At 64.7% G+C, this 26,508-nt stretch carries 23 protein-coding genes and 1 pseudogene; 22 read left to right on the forward strand and 2 right to left on the reverse strand.

What is annotated here, in order from left to right; all coding sequences use genetic code 11:
* Window positions 1-100: pseudogene (locus BW989_RS12480) on the forward strand (IS481 family transposase); the annotation flags it as partial.
* A gap of 34 nt (window positions 101-134) precedes the next feature.
* Here BW989_RS12480 and BW989_RS11470 read toward each other — a convergent pair.
* The gene (locus BW989_RS11470; RefSeq protein ID WP_076588587.1) at window positions 135-698 is read right to left on the reverse strand and encodes an ECF-type sigma factor; all 564 of its coding nucleotides are present in this window, start codon (window positions 696-698) and stop codon (window positions 135-137) included.
* Window positions 699-788: 90 nt separating this feature from the next.
* Here BW989_RS11470 and BW989_RS11475 point away from each other — a divergent pair, with 90 nt between their 5' ends.
* The 20 genes from BW989_RS11475 to BW989_RS11570 all read left to right on the forward strand — a co-directional run bounded on the left by BW989_RS11475 (window position 789) and on the right by BW989_RS11570 (window position 23,629).
* Window positions 789-3,641: a YadA-like family protein gene (locus tag BW989_RS11475; protein ID WP_165688602.1), complete on the forward strand. Its 2,853-nt coding sequence runs from the start codon at window positions 789-791 to the stop codon at window positions 3,639-3,641.
* Window positions 3,642-3,693: 52 nt separating this feature from the next.
* Window positions 3,694-4,692: a hypothetical protein gene (locus BW989_RS11480; protein ID WP_076588440.1), complete on the forward strand. Its 999-nt coding sequence runs from the start codon at window positions 3,694-3,696 to the stop codon at window positions 4,690-4,692.
* Complete coding sequence (locus BW989_RS11485) at window positions 4,676-6,379, forward strand: hypothetical protein (protein WP_076588442.1); 1,704 nt, start codon at window positions 4,676-4,678, stop codon at window positions 6,377-6,379. Before BW989_RS11480 ends, BW989_RS11485 begins: the two co-directional genes overlap by 17 nt.
* Window positions 6,380-6,846: 467 nt before the next feature.
* Complete coding sequence (locus BW989_RS11490; protein WP_165688603.1) at window positions 6,847-8,301, forward strand: DUF11 domain-containing protein; 1,455 nt, start codon at window positions 6,847-6,849, stop codon at window positions 8,299-8,301.
* A gap of 123 nt (window positions 8,302-8,424) precedes the next feature.
* The gene (gene recQ, locus BW989_RS11495) at window positions 8,425-10,224 is read left to right on the forward strand and encodes a DNA helicase RecQ (protein ID WP_076588446.1); all 1,800 of its coding nucleotides are present in this window, start codon (window positions 8,425-8,427) and stop codon (window positions 10,222-10,224) included.
* Window positions 10,225-10,682: 458 nt separating this feature from the next.
* Entirely contained in the window at window positions 10,683-11,006 is a 324-nt protein-coding gene (gene cutA, locus BW989_RS11500) for a divalent-cation tolerance protein CutA (protein ID WP_076588589.1), read from the forward strand.
* Between the two features lie 15 nt (window positions 11,007-11,021).
* Window positions 11,022-13,388 carry a protein-disulfide reductase DsbD family protein gene (locus BW989_RS11505; RefSeq protein ID WP_076588448.1) on the forward strand — a complete coding sequence of 789 codons (2,367 nt, stop codon included), beginning with the start codon at window positions 11,022-11,024 and terminating at the stop codon, window positions 13,386-13,388.
* The gene (locus tag BW989_RS11510; RefSeq protein ID WP_242651439.1) at window positions 13,385-13,984 is read left to right on the forward strand and encodes a TlpA family protein disulfide reductase; all 600 of its coding nucleotides are present in this window, start codon (window positions 13,385-13,387) and stop codon (window positions 13,982-13,984) included. Before BW989_RS11505 ends, BW989_RS11510 begins: the two co-directional genes overlap by 4 nt.
* 223 nt (window positions 13,985-14,207) lie before the next feature.
* Window positions 14,208-15,200 carry a hypothetical protein gene (locus BW989_RS11515; protein WP_076588450.1) on the forward strand — a complete coding sequence of 331 codons (993 nt, stop codon included), beginning with the start codon at window positions 14,208-14,210 and terminating at the stop codon, window positions 15,198-15,200.
* A gap of 8 nt (window positions 15,201-15,208) precedes the next feature.
* Entirely contained in the window at window positions 15,209-15,760 is a 552-nt protein-coding gene (locus tag BW989_RS11520) for a GTP-binding protein (protein ID WP_076588592.1), read from the forward strand.
* Window positions 15,750-16,190, forward strand: a complete 441-nt coding sequence (locus BW989_RS11525; protein ID WP_076588451.1) for a roadblock/LC7 domain-containing protein — start codon at window positions 15,750-15,752, stop codon at window positions 16,188-16,190. Before BW989_RS11520 ends, BW989_RS11525 begins: the two co-directional genes overlap by 11 nt.
* Before the next feature lie 96 nt (window positions 16,191-16,286).
* Window positions 16,287-16,646, forward strand: a complete 360-nt coding sequence (locus tag BW989_RS11530; RefSeq protein ID WP_076588453.1) for a hypothetical protein — start codon at window positions 16,287-16,289, stop codon at window positions 16,644-16,646.
* Window positions 16,647-16,877: 231 nt separating this feature from the next.
* Window positions 16,878-17,333, forward strand: a complete 456-nt coding sequence (aroQ, locus tag BW989_RS11535) for a type II 3-dehydroquinate dehydratase (RefSeq protein ID WP_076588454.1) — start codon at window positions 16,878-16,880, stop codon at window positions 17,331-17,333.
* Window positions 17,334-17,352: 19 nt separating this feature from the next.
* On the forward strand, window positions 17,353-17,826 hold the full coding sequence (accB, locus tag BW989_RS11540; RefSeq protein WP_076588456.1) for an acetyl-CoA carboxylase biotin carboxyl carrier protein: 474 nt from the start codon (window positions 17,353-17,355) through the stop codon (window positions 17,824-17,826).
* Window positions 17,827-17,836: 10 nt separating this feature from the next.
* Window positions 17,837-19,204, forward strand: coding sequence for an acetyl-CoA carboxylase biotin carboxylase subunit (accC, locus tag BW989_RS11545; RefSeq protein ID WP_076588458.1), 1,368 nt, complete (start codon window positions 17,837-17,839; stop codon window positions 19,202-19,204).
* Window positions 19,204-20,124, forward strand: coding sequence for a 50S ribosomal protein L11 methyltransferase (gene prmA, locus BW989_RS11550; protein ID WP_076588460.1), 921 nt, complete (start codon window positions 19,204-19,206; stop codon window positions 20,122-20,124). The genes accC and prmA overlap by 1 nt, the downstream gene beginning before the upstream one ends.
* 9 nt (window positions 20,125-20,133) lie before the next feature.
* Complete coding sequence (locus BW989_RS11555) at window positions 20,134-20,682, forward strand: DUF3426 domain-containing protein (protein ID WP_076588461.1); 549 nt, start codon at window positions 20,134-20,136, stop codon at window positions 20,680-20,682.
* Between the two features lie 85 nt (window positions 20,683-20,767).
* Window positions 20,768-21,028 carry a DNA-binding transcriptional regulator Fis gene (gene fis / locus BW989_RS11560; RefSeq protein WP_341349908.1) on the forward strand — a complete coding sequence of 87 codons (261 nt, stop codon included), beginning with the start codon at window positions 20,768-20,770 and terminating at the stop codon, window positions 21,026-21,028.
* A 70-nt stretch (window positions 21,029-21,098) separates the two neighbouring features.
* Complete coding sequence (gene purH / locus BW989_RS11565; protein ID WP_076588463.1) at window positions 21,099-22,688, forward strand: bifunctional phosphoribosylaminoimidazolecarboxamide formyltransferase/IMP cyclohydrolase; 1,590 nt, start codon at window positions 21,099-21,101, stop codon at window positions 22,686-22,688.
* 44 nt (window positions 22,689-22,732) lie between these two features.
* Complete coding sequence (locus tag BW989_RS11570; RefSeq protein WP_076588465.1) at window positions 22,733-23,629, forward strand: hypothetical protein; 897 nt, start codon at window positions 22,733-22,735, stop codon at window positions 23,627-23,629.
* Between the two features lie 14 nt (window positions 23,630-23,643).
* Here the strand turns inward: BW989_RS11570 and BW989_RS11575 are convergent, their stop codons facing one another.
* Window positions 23,644-25,101, reverse strand: coding sequence for an alanine/glycine:cation symporter family protein (locus BW989_RS11575; protein ID WP_207551652.1), 1,458 nt, complete (start codon window positions 25,099-25,101; stop codon window positions 23,644-23,646).
* 100 nt (window positions 25,102-25,201) lie between these two features.
* Here BW989_RS11575 and purD point away from each other — a divergent pair, with 100 nt between their 5' ends.
* Window positions 25,202-26,485, forward strand: a complete 1,284-nt coding sequence (gene purD / locus BW989_RS11580; RefSeq protein ID WP_076588467.1) for a phosphoribosylamine--glycine ligase — start codon at window positions 25,202-25,204, stop codon at window positions 26,483-26,485.
* Window positions 26,486-26,508: the final 23 nt, after the last annotated feature.

A 26,508-nucleotide genomic window follows, 5' to 3' on the forward strand; every position in this document is an offset into this window, starting at 1 on the left:
CCAGTACAACTGGCACCGGCCGCACGCCAGCCTTGGCTACCAACCCCCGATCAGCCGCATCCAGCTTCCACTGAACAACGTCCTGGGTTTACACAGCTAGCCCTGACCGGTTCGGCGCCCCGGCACCTTCGTCTTCAGGATTCCAATTGGTTCAGCAGGAAAGCGCGTGCCTTGCGCCAATCGCGGCGCACGGTGCGGTCGCTGAGTTCGAGCATCTGTGCGATTTCGGTTTCCTCGTAACCGCCGAAGAAGCGCAGTTCGACGATCTGCGCGGCGCGCGCATCCAGCTTGTGCAGCGAGGTCAGCATTTCATCCAGCGCCAGCACGTCGTGCGCAGCCTGCTCGGCGCTGCCGAGCGAGGCGGTCAGGGTCAGCGCCTTCAGGCCGCCCCCGCGCTTGTCGGCCTTGCGTGCGCGTGCATCGTCCACCAGCACCTGGCGCATCGCGCGTGCGGACAACGCCAGCAGGTGGTTGCGGTCCACCGCCGCCAGGGGCGTACCGCCGGCCAGCTTCAAGTAGGACTCATTCACCAGCGCGGTGGTCTGGAAATCGTCGCGCATGCGCCGCAGTTCGCGCCGCGCGGTGCGCCTGAGTTCGTCGTACACGGCGGCATAGGCCGCATCCAGGGCGCCGGCATCGCCTGCGCGGGCGCGGGCCAGCAGCACGGTGACTTCGACCTGCGGTGGCGTTGGCTGCACGGCGATCCCCACGGCATGTCCGGTGTTGGCATGGAGTTTCGCATACCCCCTTACGGAATCGAACCGTCTTTCACCACAAAGGGGACCACTATGAGCATCAAGAGCCGTCGCCGGTCAGTCCGGGCGCTGCCCATTACCAGCTTGGCCATGCTTTGCACCCTGTCGCTGCCCGGTCTGGCGGCGGACACGCCGTGCCTGGACGCCACAGGCAACCCGATCGTGCCTGCGCCTTCCACCGATCAGGGCAATGAACACGGGCAGGACAACACCACCTGCTATGGCACGGCCAGCGCCTATGGCGAACGCAACAATGCCAGCGAAGAGTGGAGCAGCGCATTTGGTTATATGAACACCGCCAATGGCATATACAGCAGCGCATACGGTTACTCGAACACCGCCAGCGGCTACAGGAGCAATGCGTTCGGCTACCGCGCCACTGCGACGGGCCTGGGCTCCGCGGCGCTGGGCGGATGGGTGGATGCCAACGGCAACACCATCTTCGATGCTGGTGAAAGCGCCACCGCCAGCGGCGCCAGTTCGATGGCGCTGGGCGCGGCCACTCGGGCGGCGGGGGCGCAGAGCCTCGCCGCGGGCGTGTACAGCAGCGCCGATGGCGATGAGAGCACGGCGCTGGGCGTGCGCAGTATCGCCAGCCACTTGCAGAGCACGGCGGTTGGCTACCGCAACGAATCCACCGGCTCGCAGGGCAGCAACGCGGTCGGGTTCTACAACAGCGCCACGCGCAGTTTCAGCAGCGCCTTCGGTGCGGGCAATTTCGCCACCGGCGACAGCAGCAGCGCCTTCGGTCAGGGCAATGCCGCCAGCGGCGACCGCAGCAGCGCGTTCGGCTTCCAAAGTGCCGCCAGCGGGCTTGCCGCCCTTGCGCTGGGCGGCTGGCTGGATCTCAATGGCAACGGGTTGGTGGATGCAGGCGAAGGCGCCACCGCAAGCGGTGCCAGTTCGATGGCGCTGGGTGCGGCCATCTGGGCGACCGGCGTGCAAAGCACCGCCGTAGGCGTGCACAACACCGCGTCCGGCGAAAATAGCAACGCGTTCGGCAACGGCAACACCGCGTCCGGCTTCGCCACCATCGCGGTGGGCTACCGCAACCGCGCGACGGCCAACAACGCGGTGGCGATCGGCAATCATGCGGTGGCCAGCAATCGCGGGGCGCTGGCGCTGTCCACCTTCTTCGCGGGCGAAGGCGTGGTCTTCGATATCGATACCGACGGCGATAGCGTCAACGACGCCAGCAGCCGGGGCGCGATCGCGGACGGCGACGAGGCCATCGCGATCGGCCACAGCGTGCGCGCCAGTGGTGCCAGCAGCATCGCGATCGGTGGCTGGAACACCGCATCGGGTGACGGAGCCGTGGTGGTCGGCAATCGCAATGATGCCGGCTCCGGCGACGACAGCGTGGCGATCGGTTCCGGCAACACCAATCTGATCTCCAACAGCGTCAGCCTGGGCGCGAGCAACACCAGTGCGGGCGTTGCGGTCGGCTCGTACAACACCGCCGACGAGGGCGCGACCGCCCTGGGTACCAGCAACACCGCCAGCCCGACCGCGAATGCCGTCGGCGCACGCAACACCGCAAACGGCGCATACGCCAGTGCGTTCGGCGAGGCGAACACCGCGTCCGGCGCAGGCAGCAGTGCATTCGGCAACAACAACGTCGCCAGCGGCCAGTCCAGCAGTGCGTTCGGTTTCGAGAGCCACGCGCTCAACCTGGGCAGCACGGCGATCGGGTTCCAGGCCGTGGCGGACCGCGACTACGCGGTGTCGGTGGGCAGCAGCACACGGCAGAGCCAGATCATCTACCTGGCCGACGGCACCGAGGATTTCGATGCGGTCAACGTGCGCCAGTTGCGCGCGCTGGTGAACTGGTTCGGCGGCGGCGCCAGCTTCACCAGCGGCATGTTCACCGCGCCCAGCTACGTCATCCAGGGCAGCACCTACAACAACGTCGGCGCGGCCTTCGCCGCGGTGGACAGCCGGCTCACCGCGCTGGGCAGCGGTGGCGGCAGCACTGGCCCGCAAGGACCGGCCGGCGCCAGCGCCTACCAGGTGGCAGTGAACAACGGCTTCACTGGCACCGAAGCGCAATGGCTGGCCTCGCTGGTTGGTCCGCAGGGCCCGGCCGGTGTGGATGGCGCGGATGGTGCGACCGGCCCGCAGGGTCCGGCGGGTCCGCAAGGGCCGCAGGGCGAACAGGGCGTTGCAGGTCCGACCGGCCCGCAAGGCCCGCAGGGCGAACAAGGCGTCGCTGGCCCGACCGGCCCGCAAGGGCCGCAAGGGCCGCAAGGCGAACAGGGCGTGGCCGGCGCGACCGGTCCGCAAGGCGAACAAGGCGTCGCCGGCAGCGACGGGCGCAGCGCCTACCAGGTCGCGGTGGCCAACGGCTACGCCGGCAGTGAAACCGAATGGCTGGCCTCGCTGCAGAATGGCGGCAACGGCGTGACCCAGGAACAGGTCAGCGCCATCGCCGCCGAGCGCGACGCGCAAACCTTGGCTGCGGCCAACGCGCGCAGCGACGCCAACGATGCGCAGACCCTGCAGCAGGCCCAGGCCTACAGCGACACCACCGCCACCGAAACGCTCACGGCGGCCAACGCCTACACCGACGCGCGCTTCGCCGAACTGACCGGATTGAGCGACAGCTTCGAGCAATTCCGCGGCGCGACCGAAGAGCGCTTCCGCCTGCAGGACCGCCGCATCGACAAGCAGGGCGCGATGGCGGTGGCGCTGATGAACATGGCCAACAGCGGCGCCGGGCTGGCCGGCAGCAACCGCATCGGCGTGGGTGTGGGCGCGCAGAACGGCGAGAAGGCGCTGGCGATCGGCTACCAGCGCGTGGTCAACCGCAATTTCGGCGTATCGCTAGGGGGAGCGTTCAGCGGCGACGACAAGGCCGTGGGCGGCGGCGCCAGCCTGAGCTGGTGACCCGGCGAGAGGTTCTTCCCTTTCCTGAAACACACGAATCTGAGGAATACCGATGAAAAGCATCCGGACACTCCTGCTCTCTGGCGTTTCGCTCGCCGCCCTCGCCGCGCCCGCGGCGGCGCAGCTGGTTCCCGCCGGCCGGCAAGCCGAATTGACGGTCGAGTACGAATACGTTTCCGACGGCGCCCGCAAGGACAAGTACGACAGCCAGGAATGGCAGGTTCGCCGCCTCGCCGTGGTCTCGCTGACGTTGCAGGCGCAGAAACCCACTTCGCTCCCTGCCCTGCACAAGGTCGAGGCCGCGCAGCAGAAGGACATCGCGCAGCGCCAAGCGGCGATGGATCGCGCCGCGAAGACAATGCAACCCACGATGGCCGACATGATGAAGATTGCCGAGCGCTGCGGCGACGACGAAGCCTGCATGGAGCGGGCGGTCACCTCCTACGCCTCAGCCAATCGCGGGAAGTTGCTCGACACCAAGGCGGCGGTTGCGGGCGATGCCGCGATCGTCGCCCGGGAAGGTGCGGCCCGTTACCAGACCTGGATCCCGGTCGGGGCGCAGCGCGGCCGCTTCGACGTGTCCGAGCGTGTGCGGATGGTGGATGCCGATCCCATCTGCCGCAGCCATGCCAACCAGCGTTGCCGTCGCGAGCAGGTGCGCATGGGTTCCGGGCCGATACCGTTGCCGCCGGGCGTGAACGCGAAGGGCCGCAAGCCCGTGGGCAGCTCGGTGTTCGAGGTCGACAGCGGGGCGAAGGACATCATCCTGTTGCTGCCGGAACCGCTGATGCCGCTGACGGTGAAGCAGACGGTCAGCACCGATCATCCCGGACAGCAAAGCGGAGAATCCGAACATGTGTTCCGCTTCCCCGCCGCCGGAGCGCTCAAGAGTCATACGCCGCTCCAGGTCGCACTGAAAGGCGGCAGGCTTGAGCAGTCGGGGACGCTGACGATCAAGGTCAAGGGCGCGCAAGGCAATCCGCGGACGCTTGAGGCCACGGCGCCCGAAAACGGCACGCTCACGGTGCGCTGGCATGTCCGGCCGTTGTAAGGGCGCGCTCGTCGTCGCGTTGGCGCTGCTGTTGTCGGCCTGCGGCAGCCCATCGCTGGAACGGGCTGCGCAGGATGCCGCGGCCATTGCTTTGCATCCGTCCGCCGACATCGAAGACGACCCCCCCGCGCTCAACGCCGCGGTGTTCGTGGCCCTGGCCGGGGATTTGCCGGGGCTCGCCGCGCACCAGACCGAAGCCGGACGGCGCGAAAAGGCCGCGCTGAAAGCGGTGTTCGCCGAATATCGCCAATGGGAGGCGAGCCGCAACGGCACCGAGACTGCGAACACTGCACGGACACCGTTCAAGGCATCCCCGCAACCCATCGTTTCGTATCCGGCGCAGCGCCCGGCACGCCACTTCAATCCTCTCGACTGGATCGTCCCCCCTGCCCAGGCGATGGGCGTGGCGCCGTCGGCTCCCGGCACGGGCGACTTTGCCGCCACGATGGGGGGACACGTCGCAACCAGCATCTTCGGCACGCTGGGCGATGGCGGAAAGCCTGGCCTGCCGGAACACAAGAGCGTGGAGTTCAAGGGCGATGGCGGCGAATCCGCCTCGCTCGACGTTGCGGTGGATGCCAATGGTCAGGTCACCGGTTCGATCGCCAGCAATTCCGCCATCGCTCCCCTTGGCATCGAGGCCAAATCCAAGGTTTCGTTCGTCGCCACGACCCTTTGCCCCGACAGCGCGGGGCGCGTGGAATTCACGGTGAAGCTGAGCCAAGGTGGCGTGTCCGGGCCGGGCGGTACCAACTACACTCGCAATCTCGAAGCGCATGTCGTGGCGACGGTTGACGACAATGCCAACGTATCCGATACACAGATCGACACGAAATACGACCAGCGTTCCGGCAGCGGCGCGAACGCCTCCTCGATGCACGGCCGGACTTCGTGGAGTTCGCCCGGTGGCCCGACTGCGCCGGCCACCACGACATCACATGCGATCACACGGCAATCCGGCGATGGAGCGAAGGCGCAGCAGATGGCCGACGAAGGCGCCAGGCACGCACTGATGCTCGGCAACGGTGCGTTGCTGGCTGCTGAAAAGCACTGGCAAGGCGGTCACTGCATTCGCATCGATGCCAAGTCGCCCGGCCGGGTTTCGCCTGGCAGGCGCAGTACCATTCCGGTCAAGGTGTTCTCCAAGCAGGATGCGGCCGAGATTCAGGCCAAGGTGACCGCGGCGCTCAGTGGCGGCAAGTCGGTCGACCCCACGGAGATCCCGCGTTCGCCCGGCGAAATCACCCATACCGCGCCCGACGAACGGACCAAGTCGATGTCGATCAAGCTCGTCGCGGTATCCCGACGCGGCAAGGCCGAGCTGACCCTCAGCATGTCGATGAACGAGGGCCAATACCGCGCCGAGGGTGGCGCGGGCGAATTCCATGGCTCCGGCGTGATCTGCGACATCGCACAACCCTTCACCATCAGCGGCAGCGGGGTGACGGTGACCTTCACCCCCACTTCGGAAGATGGCGGCTCCTACACCTACAGCGGCAGCATGAGCGGCTTCCAGGTATGGGGCAACGGCACCTACGCCGTCGGCTATGCCGACTATGGCGAGACAGCCAGCACGATCAGCGCCACCGGTCCCGGCAGCGTGAAAACACCGATGGGCACCGTCAGCGCGACCGATAGCGAGGAGTACACGCTAACGAAGATCACTGATGACGCCTGCGGAAAGTAGCTGCTAGAACTCGACAGCTAGTTTGAGGTGCGGTACTTCGCTTGACGGGTACCCACCGCTTAGTGGCAGCTGACGGTCTCGTTCGCGTTGTAGCCATGAACTGCGCAACGAGCGTTAGATCACAATGCGTCATGACCAATCCACCTCTTTTGCAGGGGCAGATGACCGCAAAATGACTGATCGCGTATCCGCCGCGAATGGCAAGAACTGGCGCCCAGGCTACTGAATGTGGGGGAAAGGCGGCCAGACCCGAGTTTTTAGCTGCACCGACGTCCAGAATGGACGCCAGTAATGCGCCGCTGTCCTGACAGGACAGCCAGAATGGGTGCAACTGCTACATAAGTCCGCAAAACAGGTCAAATCCATCAGGTTTTAGACGAGCAATTCGGGCAGCCAATTAATCGATGCCATGGTCAAACTGCCGGTTGGAATCTGGAGGCTTTTTTGGCCAACAGAAGGGACTTAAGGTGCTTCTCCTCGAACTTCAATTACAACGTCACTTCAAAGCGGCAGTCTTTTTAGTTCTTGGGCTGGGCCTGACAGGCAATGCATTTGCCCAGTCATTTGGCAGCTGCGACTCCCGCATGTTCTTGGCACAGGGCTCGCCGACGACGCTTTCCAACGTCAACACCAACCAGAACCCGTTGACATTCCCCTCGGTGGGGACAGCCGGCATCGCCTACAACGCCGTCGCATTCAATCCGCTGGACAACTATCTGTACGCCATCCAGGTCAACACCACGAACCTCATCCGCATCTCGTCTACCGGCGCCGTCACCAACTTGGGCGCAGTCCCCAACTTACCCACCGGCAACAACTATATTGCAGGTGAAATCAGCCCCAGCGGCGTCTTCTACGTCAAGTCAGGCACCAACGGTACCCAGATACACCGGATCAATCTCTCCCCCAACCCTGACACGGCCGCTGCAACAACGATTTCCCTTAGCCAGGACATCGGAAACATCCCCGACCTAACTTGGTCAGGGGGCTATCTGTATGGACGGAAGTTCAACGGTGCGGCAGGCGTGCCCGAGCAGCTGTATCGCATCGACCCCGCGACCGGCAACGCTATTGCCATTGGGCCAGCAGTCAATGACGACATCGCGTTCGGCGGCTTGATCGGTGCTCCAAACGGGGTGTACGGCTTTGCCAATAACGGAAGCGGCTTCTACGAGTTCAACCTCACCACCGGCGGCTTTGCACTGATCTCGGGTGCGCCAGGCTCATCCAACAATGATGCTGCCCACTGCACATCGGAAAACGTGACCTTTGGCGCCGACCTGTCCATCAGCAAGACCGATGGCGCCACGACATATGTCCCTGGCAACGTGGTCTATACCATCGTGGTCCGCAATAGCGGCCCGTTCGGCGCAGCTGGCAACCTGGTCAGCGACCCCCTGCCTTCAGGGATCACCTCTGCGACCTGGACCTGCGGCAGTGCTACCAACGGCGCAGCCTGTGGCTCCCCGAGCGGAAATGGCGCCATCAACGACTCAGGCCTTGACTTGCCTGCCAACAGCCAGGTGACTTACACCCTGACCCTGCAAGTCCCTGCAAGCTTCACCGGCGATCTCACCAACATCGCAGGCGTGACGCCCGGCGACTCGACCATCGACACCAATGCCAGCAACAACAGCGCGACGGACACCGATACGTTAGCTTCCGGTAGCGCGACGACCTACTCGCTTACCGTGACCAATGCCGGGCCAGGCCCAGCAAATGGATCCACGCTGCGCGACCAACCCGGCACCGGACTCAATTGCACTACCGCCAGCTGCACTTCGACCACGGGCGCCGCCGCCTGCCCCACCCAAACCGGCGCCGCTTTATACAGCGCATTGACCAGTGCAAATGGCGTTACCCTCCCGACCCTGCCATCGGGAGGCACCGTCACGATCACCGTCAGCTGTACGGCGCCCTAGCCACGCAAAACCCAGCGCCCTGCCTTTAGCCAAGGCAGGCACTCGGCGTATCACCGGCAATGGACCGATCGACATCCGCATCGGTCCATCGCCATTGCCCCTTGCCTCGTTATCCTTGTCGGGATGCCGTCCCTCGCCCTCGATACCCTCCGCCGCGTCTTCGGCCACGCCGAGTTCCGCGGCCCCCAAGCCGAGATCGTCGAGCACGTCGCCTGCGGCGGCGATGCCCTGGTGCTGATGCCGACCGGTGGCGGCAAGTCGCTCTGCTACCAATTGCCCGCGCTGCTGCGGCCTGGCTGCGCCATCGTCGTCTCGCCGCTGATCGCGCTGATGCAGGACCAGGTGGATGCGCTGCGCCAACTTGGCGTTGCGGCGGCCTGCCTCAATTCCGCGCTGGATGCGGAAACGGCATCCGACGTCGAGCGCCAGCTGCGCGAGGGCAGGCTCGACCTCCTCTACGTCGCGCCCGAGCGCCTGCTGACCCCACGCTTCCTGTCGTTGATCGAGCGAAGCGACATCGCCCTGTTCGCCATCGACGAAGCGCACTGCGTCTCACAATGGGGCCACGACTTCCGCCCTGAATACCGCCAGCTCACCGTCCTGCACGAGCGCTGGCCGGACATCCCGCGCATCGCCCTGACCGCGACCGCCGATCCACCCACCCAGCGCGAGATCGCCGAGCGCCTGCAGCTGGAAGACGCGCGCCACTTCGCCGGCAGCTTCGACCGACCGAACCTCCGCTACACGGTGGTGCAGAAGGACAATGCACGTCGGCAGTTGCTGGATTTCCTGCGTGGTCATACGAATGAAGCCGGCATCGTCTATGCGCTGTCGCGGCGCAAGGTGGATGAGACCGCCGAATTCCTGCGCGAACACGGCATCCATGCGTTGCCGTATCACGCCGGCATGCCGGCCGATTTGCGCGCGGCCAATCAGCACCGTTTCCTGCGCGAAGACGGCATCGTGATGGTCGCGACCATCGCCTTCGGCATGGGCATCGACAAGCCCGACGTGCGCTTCGTCGCCCACATCGACCTGCCGAAATCCATCGAGGGCTATACGCAGGAAACCGGCCGCGCAGGGCGCGATGGCGAAGCGGCCGATGCATGGATGACGTATGGCCTGGGCGATGTCGTGCAACTGCGGCAGATGATCGCGCAGGGCGATTCCGATGAAAGCCGCAAACGCGTCGAGCAACGCAAGCTGGATGCCCTCGTCGGCTATTGCGAATCGATGGCCTGCCGCCGACAAGTCCTGCTCGGCAACTTTGGTGAAGACTATCCTGAGCCCTGCGGCAATTGCGATAACTGCCTGACCCCGCCGGAAAGCTGGGATGCCTCGCTGGCTGCGCAAAAAGCCCTGTCATGTGTGTATCGCAGCGGGCAACGCTTCGGCGCGGGGCACTTGATCGACATCCTGCGCGGGAGTGATGGCGAACGCATTCGCCAATTCGGCCACGACACCCTCTCCACCTACGGCATCGGCACCGAGCTCGATGCGCGCACCTGGCGCGGCGTCTTCCGCCAACTGGTCGCCGGTGGCTGGCTGGCGGTGGATGTCGAAGGCCACGGCAGCCTGCGCCTGACGCCCAAGAGCGCCGAGATATTGAAAGAGAAACAGCCGGTGATGCTGCGCCGGGAAGCGCCGCGAAAAGCAAGCCGCACAGCCAGCGCCAGCAGCCCGCAAAACGCCGACCTCGACCCCATCGCCCAACCCCGCTTCGATGCGCTGCGCGCATTGCGCACGCGATTGGCACGCGAACAAAGCGTCCCGCCTTACGTCATCTTCCACGACCGCACCCTGCGCGACATCGCCATCCATCACCCCACCACCCTCGCAGAGCTGGCCGAGATCGGCGGCATCGGCAGCAGCAAACTGGAGCGCTATGGCGAGGCGGTGTTGGAGGCGCTGGCGGAAACTTGACGATTTCACGCAGACGGGCCTCGCGGACAAATTCATCCGGAGCAATCACAGCCTCCCAGTTTGGCAAGTAGATCCCGCGACGGGCCCGCGATGACGAGCGCGCCAGGACGGCACGCGCCCGCGAATCGGAGCAGGAGCGGCGTTTGAGCAGCTACGTCCGGGCCAGGCGCGGCACCGGGCAGACGACCACCAACCACACAGCATCGAAATCAGGCCTCGTGGCCAAGCCAGTGCAGAAGCCACATCCACACCCAATCCTGCGACCTGAAAGACACCCTAGAAAGCAGGCCTTGCGATCGGCCCGCAGCGGCGAGCGTGCCAAAACGGCACGCGCCCGCAAGTCGCAGCCGGATGCGAAGCCTCAGCGGCGCCGCTGCGGACCGATTGCAAGGCCGCTGCAGCACCATCGCCTGTGCCATCGCCCAGCCCCCCCATCCCCCACCCGTTACCCTATGCCCATGTCCGTGCTGATCTGCCTGACCACCTGCCCCGACCGAAGCGCCGCCGACCGCATCGCCACCGCGCTCGTCGACGAGCGCCTAGCCGCCTGCGTCAACATCGTGCCCGGCATCCACAGCACCTACCGCTGGCAGGGCCAAGTGATGCGGGACGAAGAGCTGCTCCTGATCATCAAAACCATCGCGGACCGCATGACCGAACTACGCGCGCGCCTGCCGGAACTGCACCCCTACGAACTTCCCGAGCTGATCGCGGTCGAATCCGCGGACGGCCTCCCCTTGTATCTCCAGTGGGTGCGCGATGAAACGCGCCCCGCCCCCTGACCCGCGACGACCCCCATGACCTTCGTTTCGCGCCTTGCCGCGCTCCTCCTCGCCTTTGCCAGCCTGCCCGCCTTCGCCCAGGCGATGGACCCAAGCGAACTGCCGCCGGTCGACTCCGTCTTCCAGCTGTCCGCCAGCGCGCCCACCCGCGACCGCATCGAGCTGCGCTGGAAGATCGCGCCGGGCTACTACTTGTATCGCCACCGCACCAGCGCCCAAGTGCTCGGCAATGGCTACACCGCCGGTGAACTGCAAATCCCCGCCGGCAAGAAACACCACGACGAATTCTTTGGCGATGTCGAAACCTATCGCGGCGAATTGAAAGTCATCCTGCCCGGCAAGGCGGCCGCCGGGGCCGATGCCCTCGCCCTGCGCGTCAAATACCAAGGCTGCGCCGATGTCGGCGTCTGCTACCCCCCGCAAACCCGCACCGTCAATGTCAGCCTGCCCGCAGGCGGGAACGAACCCGCCGCCGACGCCGGCTTCGCCGCATTCGGCGCGCGGTTGGGCGAAGGCGGTAACGCTGCGTCCGGCGGGATTGCCACGGGCCAGAACGCCCTGCCCCTGCCGCCTGCCCAGGCCTTCAAGGTCGAAGCCATCGCCGATGGCGGCAGCCGCCTCCTGCTGCGCGTCACCCCGGCGCGCGGCTATTACCTGTATCGCGACAAATTGAAGCTCTCGCTCAGCGGCGCGCAGGGCGTGACCCTTGGCAAACCCGTCTACCCGAAAGCTAGCGACTACAAAGACGAATACTTCGGCAACGTCAAAGTCTATTTCGACCAGATCGAGATCCCGGTGCCGCTGATCCGCACGGAAGCGGGTGCGAAACCGCAAACAGTGTCGCTCAACGCCAGCTGGCAGGGCTGCCAGCAAAACGGCATCTGCTACGAGCCGATGAAAAGCAGTTACAAGCTGCTACTGCCCGTCGCGACCTCCACCACCCAAACCGAAGCCGTTGCGACTGCAGCCGCGACGCCAGGGCAGATAGAAGCCACATCGACCACCACGCCTACGCAAGCAGAGAATGGTGAAGTCGCATCGCCTGATGCCAACGCCGCCACGTTGCCGCAAGACACCGGCAACGACACGTCACCTGCACCAGCGAATGAAGCGGCATCGTCCAACACACGTATCAACAGCGCCGCCCCCACCGCACGCATCGGCCTGCTCACCGCGCTGCTGCTGGCACTGGGCGGCGGCCTGATCCTCAACTTGATGCCCTGCGTCTTGCCGGTGCTCTCGCTCAAGGCACTCTCGCTCGCGCAAAGCGGCGAAAGCCGCGAGCACGCCCGCCGCCATGCGCTGGCCTACACCTTGGGCGTGCTGGCCGCGTTTGCGGTGCTCGGTGCGATCGTGCTCGCATTGCGTGGGCAACTGGTCGAACAAGGCATCGGCTGGGGCTTCCAATTGCAGATGCCGCGCGTGGTCGCGACGCTCGCGCTGGTCGTGTTCGCGTTCGGCCTGTCGCTGTCGGGCCTCTGGTACGCGAACGTGGCCGTACCGCAATCGGGTCTGGCGATGTCGCAACGCGGCGGCTGGCGCGGCGATTTCGTCACCGGCGTCCTCGCCGTCGTCCTCGCCACGCCGTGCACCGCGCCGTTCATGGGCGCGGCACTGGCCTATGCCTTCCTCGCCCCGGCGTGGGCGGCGATGGCGGTGTTCCTGATGCTGGGTCTGGGCCTGGCGCTGCCGTTCCTCCTGATCGGCTTCCTCCCCGGCTTTGCGCGTTTCCTGCCCAAGCCCGGCGCATGGATGGAGACGATGAAGCAGCTGCTCGCGTTCCCGATGTATGCCACCGCCGCGTGGCTGGTGTGGGTGCTGGCCCAGCAACGCGGCGCCGATGCGTTCGGCCTGTGGGCACTCGCCGCCATCGCCCTCGCGCTGGCGCTGTGGGCGTGGACGCATGCGCGTCGCCACGGCAAGCAGTGGGCGCTGGGCTTGGCCGTTGTCGCCCTGCTCGGCAGCGCGTTCGCCGTGGCGTCCATCGGCAAGATCGCGCGGCCTGCGCCGGCCGCGGCGACGCTGGCCGAGGCCGACCATGTCGCCTATTCGCCGGAATTGCTCGCCAGCCTGCGCGCCGAGGGCCGCCCGGTCTTCGTCAACATCACCGCCGACTGGTGCGTCACCTGCAAGGCCAACGAGCGCACCGTGTTCGCCCGCGACGGTTTCAGCACCGCGCTGCGCGAGGCCAACGCCATTTATATGGTCGGCGATCACACCGACGTGGACCCGAAGATCTCCGCCTTCCTGCGCGAACACGGCGCAGTCGGCCTGCCGCTGTACGTGGTGTACCCCGCGGATGGCGGCGCGCCCAAAGTACTGCCGGCGTTGCTGACGCCGTCCATCGCGCGTGACGCCCTGCGCGCGGCATCGAAAAAGTGAAGCGCGAAACCCGAAATCTGCTGCTGATCGCCGTCGCGGCGGCGCTGGTAGGCGGGGTCGCTGCCTTCATCGTCGAAGGACCGGGGCCGCTGTTGCGTACCGAGGCCGGACAACGCGCACTCAACGCCGTCATCCAGCGTGACGCGCCGGAGGGCCTCGCCATCGCCAAACGCGGTGAGCCGATGCCCAGGCCCCAAGTGTGGACGCTGGAGGGCAAACGCATCGACCTGCCGATCGCCAAAGGCCGTCCGATGCTGATTAATGTCTGGGCCACTTGGTGCGGGCCGTGCATCAAGGAAATGCCGGAGCTGGCCGAGTTCTCGCATTCGCAAGGCGCGCGCGGCGTGCAGGTGATTGGCTTGGCCTTGGATGATGTTGATGCGGTCAAGGCGTGGCTGGCGCGGCTGCCTTCGCCTTATGCGCATTACCGCGATGACGCCGGCCCGCGCGATGCAGGCGTGGTGCTGGGCAATCCGGCGGGCGTCTTGCCGTACACGATCCTGATCGATGCCGACGGCGTCGTGCGCAAGCAACAGGTCGGGCCGTTTGCATCGGCAGCGGATATCGCCGATTGGTCAGGAACTGACGCTAACTGACCGCACCCGGCCCATACGTTCCACATATGCAACAAAATGTTGTGGCGCTTGGGAAATCTGCCGCATTCAGTGTGATTTGCATCACATCATTCGAAAATTGTATCGATCACATCCTTTAGTAATCACTCCTGCTATCAATATCTCGTGGGTTTTGTGACGCATGCCTTAGGGCTGGCATGGATGTTGCTGTGTGTACTCCCGACTAAACTTCTACGGACTTGCCATGGTCAGCATGCTGCAATTGCCACCTCCTCTTGAACTTGCGATTGGCCAGCTATCCGCGGCCGACCAAAGTCATGTCCAGGTGTCGATGCGCGTCTTGGCCGCGCATCTGAAGGCGCCTTGCGTGCTGGTCACCAAGGACACCGGCGACATCACCCTCAAGCCGGACCCGCGTGATCACAAAATCATTCACGCGACCAGCGCCACCGATGAGGTGCGCCTGGATCGCCCGATGCGCCTGGTTCCTTTGTCCGAAGCCTTGTCGAAGCTGATCGATGGCATCGTCTCGCTCACGCAGCAAGCCGCCCCCGCCAGCACAGATTTCACTGCGTTCGCCGTGGATGCCACCTCGGCGCAACCTGCGCTGTTTGACCTGTTGCTGGACCGCAGCCACCCCGGCCCGTTGGAAGTGCACTTTGCCTCCGGCCACAGCCTGTTGATTGATAGCCGTTACTCGGTGGCGCATCTGTCATCGCCCGTCGCGCAGATGCTGCCGATGTTGGCCACCGGCCGCATCATCCAGATCGCGCAAGTCTCGAATGAAGAATTCACCCACCGCACCCGCAAGGGCAGTGATCTGCAACCGCTGGGCGTGGAGCAGATTTGCTGGGCACTGACCGCCACGCCAAGCGCGATGCCTGCGCTTGATCGTTGGCATCGCGATGACGATGCACGGGTCAGCCTGGACACGTGGCCCAATTTGTCTGCACAACCCGACGCGCAGGCCTGGCTTGAAGTCTTGAGCACGGCATTCCAACGCGGCATGACTGTGGGCGCGCTGCGCGATTGCGCGATCAAGGCCGGTATTCCGACCGAGCGCGCAAATCATGGCATTTCCCTGCTGTTCACCTATCGACATGCACGCATCGTCGCCTCTGGCGTCGCAGCCGAACAGGTGGTCGTGCAGCTGCCCGTCGCGCGCCGCACGGCGCCGCCTTCCGGGCTGCTGGGTCGCCTGCGTTCGCGCCTGCGCGCGCTGGCCATGGCCGCATGAGCATGTCGATGAACGAAGACCGCGACCTCAAGATCGTATTCGTCGGCCCGCCAGACGCGGGCAAGTCGACGGCGATCAAGTCACTGAGCGACCTGCCACCGGTCAGCACGGACGTGCCGGCTTCCGATGAAAGCCGCTTGACCACGGTGGCGATGGATTTTGGCGAGATGATGCTTGAAGGCGGCGGCGTGGTGCGCCTGTATGGCGTGCCGGGCCAGGGCCGCTTCGAATTCATCTGGCCGATGATTTCCGATGGTGCGATCGGTGCTTTGTTTTTCCTCGATGCCCGTCACCCTGCCCCGCTGCAAGAGCTGGATGGCTATCTGGAAAGCTTCGCTGACACGCTGCGCAGCACCACTTGCTTGCTCGTCGTGACCCACATCGACCAAGCCACCCACGAATACAGCACGCAGCGTTTCGCCAAACACGTGCGTGATCGCGGGCATTTGATGCCGGTGATCGAAATCGATCCCCGCCAGCGTCGCGACGTACTCTACGCACTGAACCTGTTGCTCGAAATGTTGGGCACAACCGAAACCGGAGCCTCTCATGCTGCTTGAAGCCAGCACCGACCAGCGTCGCTGGGCCAAATTTTTCCCGTTGTCGCGCGAGGCGGATTTCCTCCAGCAGATGAGGGACACCATCGAGTCGATTCCGGGTGCCTACGCCATGATCCTGTCCAGCCTGGACGGCATGCAGCTGGCTTCAGTGCAGTCGGGCCAGAGCGTCAATGGCTCGCGCCTGGCCGCCATCACCGGGTCGCTGTGCGGCCTGGGCGAAACACTGGGCAAGGAACTTGGGCAGGAACATTTTCGCGATGTACTGATCTCGACCGAAAGCGGCATTGCAGTGGTGCAGCGCCTGCCCGCACCCGGAAACCGCATGGTGTTGCTGACCGCCGCCAATCACGAGGCCAACGTCGGCATCGTCTCCGCCCAGTCGCGCTTTTGCGCTCAGGCCCTCAGCCTGATGGCCTTCATGTCCAACTGACCCTCATCCACCGAATTTTCATCGCGCCCGGCAGCAGGCGCAGCTCACTTTCCGCTGTCAAACTAATCATCACTACCAACCTAAGGAAATAGAAACATGGCCAACATCCAAGACTCGCTCGCCAACATCATGACCATCGACGGCTGCGCTGCCTGCGCCCTTGTCGATTCCAACAGCGGCCTGGTCCTCGGCAAAGCCGGTTCGGGCATCGACCTGGACCTCGCCGGCGCTGGTAACACCGAAGTGGTCCGCGCCAAGATGAAGACGATGAAGAGCCTGAAGCTCAACGAAGGCATCGAAGACATCCTGATCACCCTCGGCTCGCAGTACCACATCATCCGCCCGATGAAGAACAAGGAAGGCCTGTTCCTGTACGTCGTGCTGCTGAAGGACCGCGCCAACCTGGCCCTGGCCCGCATGAAGACCGCCGACGTCGAGAAGGACCTGGCGGTCTGATTCCAGCCACCACCGCTAGCAATACAGACGACCCGCCCATGGCGGGTCGTTTTGTTTCAGGGCCCCTTCCACGCCCCCACAGCCGGTGGGAGCAAGCATCAGCCGCGCGGTGAAACCATACGCTTCGGCGCTCAAAGTCAAACATACGCTTGAATTTCGCCTAACATCGGCGATCTGGACAGCAACATCGCTTTGGCGCACACTGCCGCCCTTGCCCCTTTTGACCCCACCATGAGCCGATTGCTGGTGCTACACGGCCCCAACCTCAACCTGCTCGGCACGCGCGAGCCGGAGGTGTATGGTCGCACCACCCTGGCGGAGATCGACGCCCAGCTGCGAGAGCGCGCCGAACGTGCTGACATCAGCATCGATTTCCTGCAATCGAACGCCGAACATGTGCTGATCGACCGCATCCAGGCCGCCAAGGGTGATGGCACCGGTTACATCCTCATCAACCCGGCTGCCTTGACCCATACCTCGGTCGCCTTGCGCGATGCGTTGGCGGCCGTGGCGATCCCGTTCATCGAGATCCACCTCTCCAACCCGCATGCCCGCGAGCCCTTCCGCCATCACAGCTATGTCAGCGACCTGGCCCAGGCGGTGATCTGCGGGTTTGGCGCCGATGGGTACCTGCACGCCTTCGACCAGGCGCAGAAAGTCCTGGCCGCTGCCCCTTCCCACGCTTAATTACTGCAAGAGAACCGACATGGACCTGCGCAAGATCAAGAAGCTGATCGACCTGCTGGAAGAATCCAACCTCAACGAAATCGAGATCAAGGAAGGCGAAGAATCCGTGCGCCTGTCGCGCGGCGCGCCGCAGATGGCGATGGCGATGCCCGCGCCGGTGATCCAGGCCGCGCCTGTCGCCGCCGCGCCGATGCCGATGCAGTCGCCGGTCGAAGCCGCCACCGGCGGCATGCCGAAGGCCGGCCCGGAGCTGCCCGCGGGTAATGTGGTGCGCGCGCCCATGGTCGGCACGTACTACGCCGCGCCCGCGCCGGACAAGCCGCCGTTCGTCACGGTTGGCCAGGCGGTCAAGGTGGGCGACACGCTGGGCATCATCGAAGCGATGAAGATGTTCAACCCGATCGAGGCCGAAGTGGCCGGCACGGTGCTCGCCATCCAGTGCGAAAGCGGTCAGCCGGTCGAGTTCGACCAACCTCTCTTCGTCATCGGCTAAGGCGGCGGCAATGCTCGATAAAGTCGTCATCGCCAATCGCGGCGAAATCGCGCTGCGTATCCTGCGCGCCTGCCAGGCGCTGGGCATCCGCACCGTCGCCGTCCATTCCACCGTCGATCGCAACCTGAAGCACGTGGCGATGGCCGACGAATCGGTCTGCATCGGCCCGGCGGCCTCCAGCGAGAGCTACCTCAACATGCCGGCGATCATCGCCGCGGCCGAGGTCACCGACGCGCAGGCCATCCATCCCGGCTACGGCTTTTTGTCCGAGAACGCGGACTTCGCCGAGCGCGTGGAAGAGTCCGGCTTCGTCTTCATCGGGCCGAAGGCCGAGACCATCCGCCTGATGGGCGACAAGGTGGAAGCGATCCGCGCGATGAAAGCCGCGGGCGTGCCCTGCGTGCCCGGCAGCGGCGGTCCGCTGGGCGAGGATGGCGAAGAGAATCTGCGCATCGGTCGCGAGATCGGTTACCCGGTCATCGTCAAGGCCGCCGGCGGCGGCGGCGGACGCGGCATGCGCGTGGTGCATACCGAGGCCGCGCTGCTCAACGCGATTGCGACCACCAAGAGCGAAGCCAAGGCCGCTTTCGGCAACGACATGGTCTACATGGAGAAGTTCCTGGAGAACCCGCGTCACGTGGAGATCCAGGTGCTGGCCGATGGCCAAGGCAACGCGATCCATCTGGGTGAGCGCGATTGTTCGATGCAGCGTCGCCACCAGAAAGTGGTCGAAGAAGCGCCCGCGCCGGGCATCACTGAGAAAGAGCGCGAAGAGATCGGTCGCGTCTGCGTCGAAGCCTGCATCCGCATCGGTTACCGCGGCGCCGGGACGTTCGAATTCCTGTACGAAAACGGCCGCTTCTATTTCATCGAAATGAACACCCGCATCCAGGTGGAGCATCCGGTGACGGAAATGGTGACCGGCATCGACCTGGTGCGCGAACAGCTCAACGTCGCCGCCGGCAGAAAGCTCACGATCAAGCAGGAAGACGTGGTGCTGGAAGGCCATGCCATCGAATGCCGGATCAACGCGGAAGACCCGGACACGTTCATGCCGTCGCCGGGCCTGATCACGCATTTCCACTCCGCCGGCGGTCCCGGCGTGCGCGTGGACTCGCATGTGTACGAAGGCTATCGCGTGCCGCCGAACTACGACTCGATGATCGGCAAACTCATCGTGCACGGGCCGGATCGCGCCACCGCCATCGCGCGGATGCGCGTGGCCTTGTCGGAAATGGTCGTCGACGGCATCAAGACCAACATCCCGCTGCAGCAGCGCATCATGGCCGATGCCGGTTTCGCTGCCGGTGGCCAGAACATCCACTATCTCGAGAAGCGCCTTGCCGAAAGCAAGGAGCGCTCGCTGAAACTCAGCTGATGCCCTGGTTGCAACTCACGCTGCCGGTCTCGCAATCCGAACATCCGCGCTTTGAGTCGGCGCTGGAAGATGCGGGCGCACTATCGGTGACCTTGGCCGATGCCGATGCCGAGACCCCGGATGAAGAAGCCATCTTCGAGCCCGGCGTCGGCGAGACGCCGCTGTGGCAGCAGATGGTGCTGACGGCGCTGTTTGAGGGCGACACCGATGCCGAATGGCTGCTGTCCGAGTTGAACACGCTCGATGGCGCGCTGGATTGGTCCAGGTCGCAGCTGGAGATCGTCGAGGACCAGGACTGGGAACGCGCGTGGCTGGACCAGTTCCAGCCGATGCGCTTCGGCCAACGCACGTGGATCGTCCCGTGGAATCACGACCTGCCTGTAGAAGCCTTGGTGGATGATGCGGCGGTCGTCCGGCTCGATCCGGGCCTCGCGTTCGGCTCCGGCACGCATCCCACGACGGCACTGTGCCTGCAATGGCTGGATGGCCTGGCCGATGCCGGCCAGCTGCACGACATCGACGTGCTGGATTTCGGTTGCGGCAGCGGCATCCTTGCACTGGCGGCATTGAAACTGGGCGCGAAGCACGCCGTCGGTATCGACAACGACCCGCAAGCAATCATCGCAACCCAAGACAACGCCGAGCGCAATGGCCTGGCCGATCACATCGATGTCTATCTGCCAGGTGACGCGCCGACACGAACCTATCCGGTAGTCGTCGCCAACATCCTCGCCTCGGCGCTGGACCAGCTGGCCGAAACGATCAGCGCGCACGTCGCGCCGGGCGGCGTATTGGCGATGTCCGGCATCCTTAAAGGCCAGGAAGACGAGCTGCTTATTCGCTACGCGCCGTGGTTCGAAGGTCTGCACATCGCCCAGCAAGAAGACTGGGTGCGCATCAGCGGTCGGCGGCGCGGTTAAGCTGCACGCATGGCCGAAGAGACCCAGACCGCCACCGCCCCCAGCTTTGCCGCCACACGCGGCACCCGTCCGACCACGGGCAAGTGGATCTTGCTCGCGATCGGCGTCTTGCTGGTCACCTTGATCACGATGTTGCTGGTGGCGGGGCGCGATGCCCTGGCCGCCGATGCACGCACACGCCCCTTGGCCGAACGCAGCTGCGCCTGGCTCGGCTGCACGATCCCGGCGTGGCAGGACATGCGCGCCTTCCACATGCTGGAGCACGACATGCACGCCGACCCCGCCATCCCCGGCGGCCTGCGCGTACAGGCCGGCTTCCGCAACGAGGCGCCCTGGCCGCAAGCGTGGCCCGACTTGGTGCTGACCTTATCGGATGCCAACGGGCAAGCTCTGGCGCGTCGTGCGCTCGCCCCCGCCGATTACCTGGACGGTCAGCATCCGGCGCTGATCGGCGCAGGCCAGACCGCCAGCGTGCAGTTCACCGTACGCGAGCCGGCGCGCGCCGCCGTCGCTTTCAACTTCAGCTTCCAGCCGCACGCTGCCGCAACGCCGCGCTGATCCACCCATTCAGCGCATCGGCGTCCGGCACGCGCTAGAATGCCTGCCCGCTCGCGTGTCCGTTCGTAGCGGAAGTCTGGGGAAGATCAAGCTCGTGTCGAATCGTCAAACCACATCGCACACGCCATTGCGTGAGCATGTCTCACACTCCGTCCGCCGCTACCTGGGTGACCTGGATGGCTGTGGCACCAACAATTTGCACGATGTCGTGATGCGCGAAGTCGAAATCCCATTGTTCGTCGAAGTGTTGAACCACTGCGAAGGCAACCAGAGCCGCGCCGCGGACTTGCTGGGCATCCATCGCGCCACCTTGCGCCGCAAATTGCGCGATTACGGCATCGCCTAAGCCCGTCCCTGCGGGTGCCGGGATAAGCGCGGCTTATAATTTGCGGCTCCTCCCGCAACAGCCCATCCCCATGTCCTTGCAGCCTGTCTTCGGCAACACCCGCCGCGTTCGTCGCGCGCTCCTTTCCGTTTCCGACAAGACTGGCCTGGTCGCGCTGGCGCAGGCGCTGGCCGCGCAAGGCGTGACGCTGATTTCCACCGGCGGCACTGCGAAGGCGCTGCGCGAGGCAGGCCTGGCCGTGCAGGACGTCAGCGACGTCACTGGCTTCCCGGAAATGATGGATGGCCGGGTCAAGACCCTGCATCCCAAGGTGCATGGCGGCCTGCTGGGTCGCGCAGGTTTGGATGATGCCGTGATGGCCGAACACGACATCGAGGCCATCGACCTCTTGGTGCTCAACCTGTACCCGTTCGAAGCGGTGTCGAAGAAACCCGGCGTCACCTTCGACGAGTTGATCGAAAACATCGATATCGGCGGCCCCGCGATGTTGCGTTCGGCGGCCAAGAATTTCGCCCGCGTCGCCGTCGCCACTGATCCGGCGCAGTACGAAGCGCTCATCGATGAAATGAAATCGAACGACGGCGCACTTGGCGGCAAGACACGTTGGCAGCTCTCGGTCGCTGCGTTCAACAATGTCGCGCAATACGATGCGCGCATCAGCGACCTGCTGTCCTCGCTGGGCGAAGGGGTAGAGGTCGCAACCTTCCCCGCGCAAAGCAACGGCAACTTCGTCAAGGTGATGGATCTTCGCTACGGCGAAAACCCGCACCAGCAAGGCGCGTTCTACCGCGACCTGCAGCCGGCCGCCGGCTCGCTCGCCACCTTCACTCAATTGCAAGGCAAGGAACTCAGTTTCAACAACCTGGCCGATGCCGATGCCGCGTGGGAATGCGTGCGCCAGTTCGATGCGCCGGCCTGCGTGATCGTCAAGCACGCCAATCCCTGCGGCGTCGCCGTAGGTGTGGCACCCGGCGATGCGTATGAGCTGGCCTACGCGACCGACCCCACCTCTGCCTTCGGCGGCATCATCGCGTTCAACACCAAGCTGGATGCCGCGACGGCCAAGACGATTCTGGATCGCCAGTTCGTCGAAGTGTTGATTGCGCCCGATTACGACGAAGCCGCCATTGAATACGCCAAGAAGAAAGCCAATGTCCGCGTGCTGCGCATCCCGATGGCGCCGCGCAGCAGCGGCTTCATCGACGTCAAACGAGTGGGCTCGGGCCTGTTGATGCAAACCGCGGATGACCGCGAAGTGACGCGCGAAGAGTTGAAGGTGGTGAGCCAACTCGCTCCGACCGACAAACAGATGGATGACCTTTTGTTTGCGTGGCGCGTGGCCAAGTTCGTCAAGTCGAATGCGATCGTCTACGCCAAGGATCACCGCACGATCGGTATCGGCGCGGGGCAGATGTCGCGCGTAGTGAGCGCGAAGATCGCCGGGTTGAAGGCCGACGAAGCGGGCTTGATCGTGCCGGGCTCGGTGATGGCGAGTGACGCCTTCTTCCCGTTCCGTGACGGCATCGATGCCGCGGCCGAAGCCGGCATCAAGGCGGTGATCCAGCCGGGCGGCTCGATGCGCGACAACGAAGTCATCGCGGCGGCTGACGAGCATGGCCTGGCGATGGTGTTCACCGGGATTCGACACTTCCGTCATTGAGCCCGCAGTAGGGTGGACGCATCCGACCTGACAAGGACTCGTCCATGAAGCGCATCCTGCCCCCCGTCGTCGGCCTGTTGGCCTGTGCCCTCATCGCCGCCTGCCAGCCGCAGGCGGACGGTCAGGCGACAGCCCAGCCCGCAGCCACATCCAACACGACATCGACCACGTCATCCGCGCCCACGGCGGTGGATAACGTCGCGCTGGATGGCTTCCTTGCCGCCGTGTACGGCCACGGCGCATCACGCACCAGGCCGTGGGTACACGCCCCGCTGCAGGCCAGTTTCCGCGACACCGAAACCGAGGCCAACGCACCGGAAAACGTCACCCGCCAGTTGTGCGCGGATGAAAGCGTCATCCAGGGCGGCCAGCCAGCACGCCTCATCGCCATCTGCGGACAACCCGAAGACTACGGCCACCCCACGCCGGGCCTGACCGATTTCTTCCTGCTGCGCATGCAAGACGGCAAGGCCGTGGCCGCGGCGCAACAACATCTGCAGGAATACGGCAGCATGGGCAACCCGGGCGAGGTCAAGGCGATGCAGCTCGGTGCTGATCTCTGGGGCTTCGTGGTGCGTTCCTCCTTCAGCAACATGGGTTACACCGCGTCCACCTGGGGCTTAGTGCTACCGAAGGATGGCGGCTTTCACGATGCGGGCTTCTTCCGCAGCCACATCGACAACCTGGGCTTGGTGGAAGGTTGCGATGACGCGTCGCAACCGTGCACCGCTCCGAAGGCCTTCAACATCAATTTCGCGCTCGACACCGACCGCAGCAATCCGACCGCCGCGCATTGGCCGCTGGTCGTGACCGAGAGCGGGCCGGCCTGTGGAAAGCCGGCCAGCGCGACGCACCGCGTGTTGCTGGATGCCGCGACGATGCGCTACCAGGTGCCCAACATCCTCAAGCGCGAAACCTGCAAAGACGACTGGACCGATTGATCGGCTTCGCGGCGTCAGGATTTGCCCGCGCCCGGGGCCGGCCGCCAAATCGTCTCGTCGATGCGACCCGCCAACTCGGGATAATCCGTCGCGTCCAAGCTTGGTGATTTACCGGCGCGCAATTGCGCGTCGTAATCACGCGTCAGCTTGAAGACCACGCCCGAGAGCAACACGATCGCGCCCAGATTGATCAACGCCATCAGTCCCATCGCGGCATCGGCCGTGTCCCAGACCAAGCCGACTTTCGTCAGCGCGCCCCAGGCCACCATCGCCAGACAGGCCAAACGCATCGCGATAAATGCCACACGCCCACCGCGCAGAAACGTCACCGACGATTCCGCATACGCGTAATTGCCCACGATCGACGTCAGCGCAAAAAACAGCAACGCAATGGCGACGAATTGTGCACCCCAGCTACCGAAGTGCGTGGCCATCGCCGTCTGTGTCAGTGCGATGCCTTCCGTCGTCTGGCCCATCGCGCCGGACAGCAAGATCATCAAGGCCGTCGCGGTGCACACCAGCAAGGTATCGACGAAGACACCGAACGCCTGCACCAGCCCTTGGCTGCAGGGGTGATGCGGCACCGGCGTCGCTGCCGCGGCGATGTTCGGCGCACTGCCCATGCCGGCCTCGTTGGAAAACAAGCCGCGCTTCACGCCGTTGAGCAAGGCCGCCGACAAACCGCCGACCACACCGCCAGCCGCCGGTGCAATGCCGAACGCACTCTCGACGATCAACCGCAACATCGCCGGCACTTGCCCAATGTTCGTCACCACTACGTACGCCGCCAACAGCAGGTACGCGATCGCCATGAATGGCACCACCGCCACCGCGAATCGCGCAACCATGCGCAGGCCGCCAAAGATGATCGCCCCGGCGACCACCACCAATGCAATCGCGCTGGTCATCGGCGGCACGTCGAAGGCTTCCTGCATCGCGCCCGCAATCGAGTTGGCCTGCACCGCGTTGAACACCAACCCAAACGCGATGATCAGGCACACCGAGAACGCCATGCCCCAGCCGCGCGTGCCCAAACCCTTCCACAGATAGAACGCAGGCCCGCCGCGATACTGGCCGTCTTCGTCCTTGATCTTGTAGAGCTGCGCCAATGCGCTTTCCGCATACGCCGTCGCCATGCCGAGGAATGCGATCACCCACATCCAGAAAATCGCCCCCGCGCCACCCATGCCCAGCGCGATCGCCACACCCACCAGATTGCCGGTACCGATGCGCGAGGCAAGGCTGGTTGCCAACGCCTCCAGCGGCGAAATGCCCGCCTTGTCCTCATGCCCGCTGGCGAAAATCACCCGCCACATCTGCGGAAAACGTCGAAGCTGCACAAACCCGGTGCGCACGCTGAAATACAAACCCACCAGCGGCAACAGGCCCACCAGCAGGTAATTCCAGATCACGCCATTGATGGCGGATACCAGCTGGGCAAGAGGTGCTTCGATCATCAAGGTCAATGGCATGCGCTGCGTTTTTCCCGTGTTTTCAAGCGCACCAGCCTAACATTCGGCCCGACTGGCCCTGTCCTCGTACACTATGGCTCCCGTAGAAAGGAATGCAGGCATGAAGCTGTTGGTGATCGGCTCGGGTGGCCGCGAACACGCGCTGGCGTGGAAACTGGCCCGCTCATCGCGCGTCGATGAAGTCATCGTCGCCCCGGGCAATGCCGGCACCGCGCGCGAGCCGAAATGCCGCAACGTCGCCATCAACGCCACTGATATCGACGGCCTCATCAACCTGGTGCGCGAAGAAGGCATCGATGTCACCGTGGTCGGCCCCGAAGCGCCGCTGGTCGCGGGCGTGGTCGATCGCTTCCGCAGCGAGGGCCTGCGCATCTTTGGCCCCACCGCCGCCGCCGCGCAACTGGAAGGCAGCAAAGCCTACGCGAAGGATTTCCTGGCCCGCCACGGCATCCCCACCGCGCATTACGCCGTGCATGAAGATGTCGATGTCGCGCTGGCCGACGTTCGCGCCAAAGGTGCGCCCATCGTCATCAAGGCCGATGGCTTGGCCGCGGGCAAAGGCGTGATCGTCGCGATGACGCTGGCGGAGGCCGAAGCCGCCGTGCGCGACATGCTGGCGGGCAACGCCTTCGGTGCTGCAGGCAGCCGCGTGGTGGTTGAAGAATTTTTGGAGGGCGAAGAAGCCAGCTTCATCTCCATGGTCGATGGAAAAACCGCGCTACCGATGGCGACCTCGCAAGACCACAAACGCGTGGGTGATGGCGACACCGGCCCCAACACCGGCGGCATGGGCGCGTACTCGCCCGCGCCCGTCGTTACCGCCGAGGTGCACGCGCGCGTGATGCGCGACGTGGTCAACCCGACCGTCGCCGGCATGATTGCGGACGGCATTCCGTTCACCGGCTTCCTCTATGCGGGCCTGATGATCGACCAGAACGGCGCACCGAAAGTGATCGAATTCAACGTGCGCTTTGGTGACCCGGAAACGCAGCCGGTGATGCTGCGCCTCGATAGTGATCTATTGGACTTGGTCGAGGCCGCCATCGATGGGCGTCTGGATCAAACCCAAGCCCATTGGAACCCGCAGTGCTCGCTCGGCGTGGTGATGGCCGCGCAGAACTATCCCAACACCCCGCGCACCGGCGATGTGATTCATGGACTGGATGCTGCATTGCCTGCGGATAGCAAAGTCTTCCACGCCGGCACCGGCTTTGACGGCGAAGGCAATGTCGTCACCAGTGGCGGCCGCGTGCTGTGTGCCTGCGCGCTCGGCAACAACGTGGCAGAAGCCCAGCGCGCGGCGTATGCAGCGGTGGACAAGATCAGTTGGGAAGGTGAGTTTCACCGCTCGGATATCGGGTGGCGGGCGGTGGGGCGCCCCTGACCTCATTCGTATAACCCGAAGAG

This window comes from Solilutibacter tolerans, from assembly GCF_900155935.1.
Lineage (GTDB): Bacteria > Pseudomonadota > Gammaproteobacteria > Xanthomonadales > Xanthomonadaceae > Solilutibacter > Solilutibacter tolerans.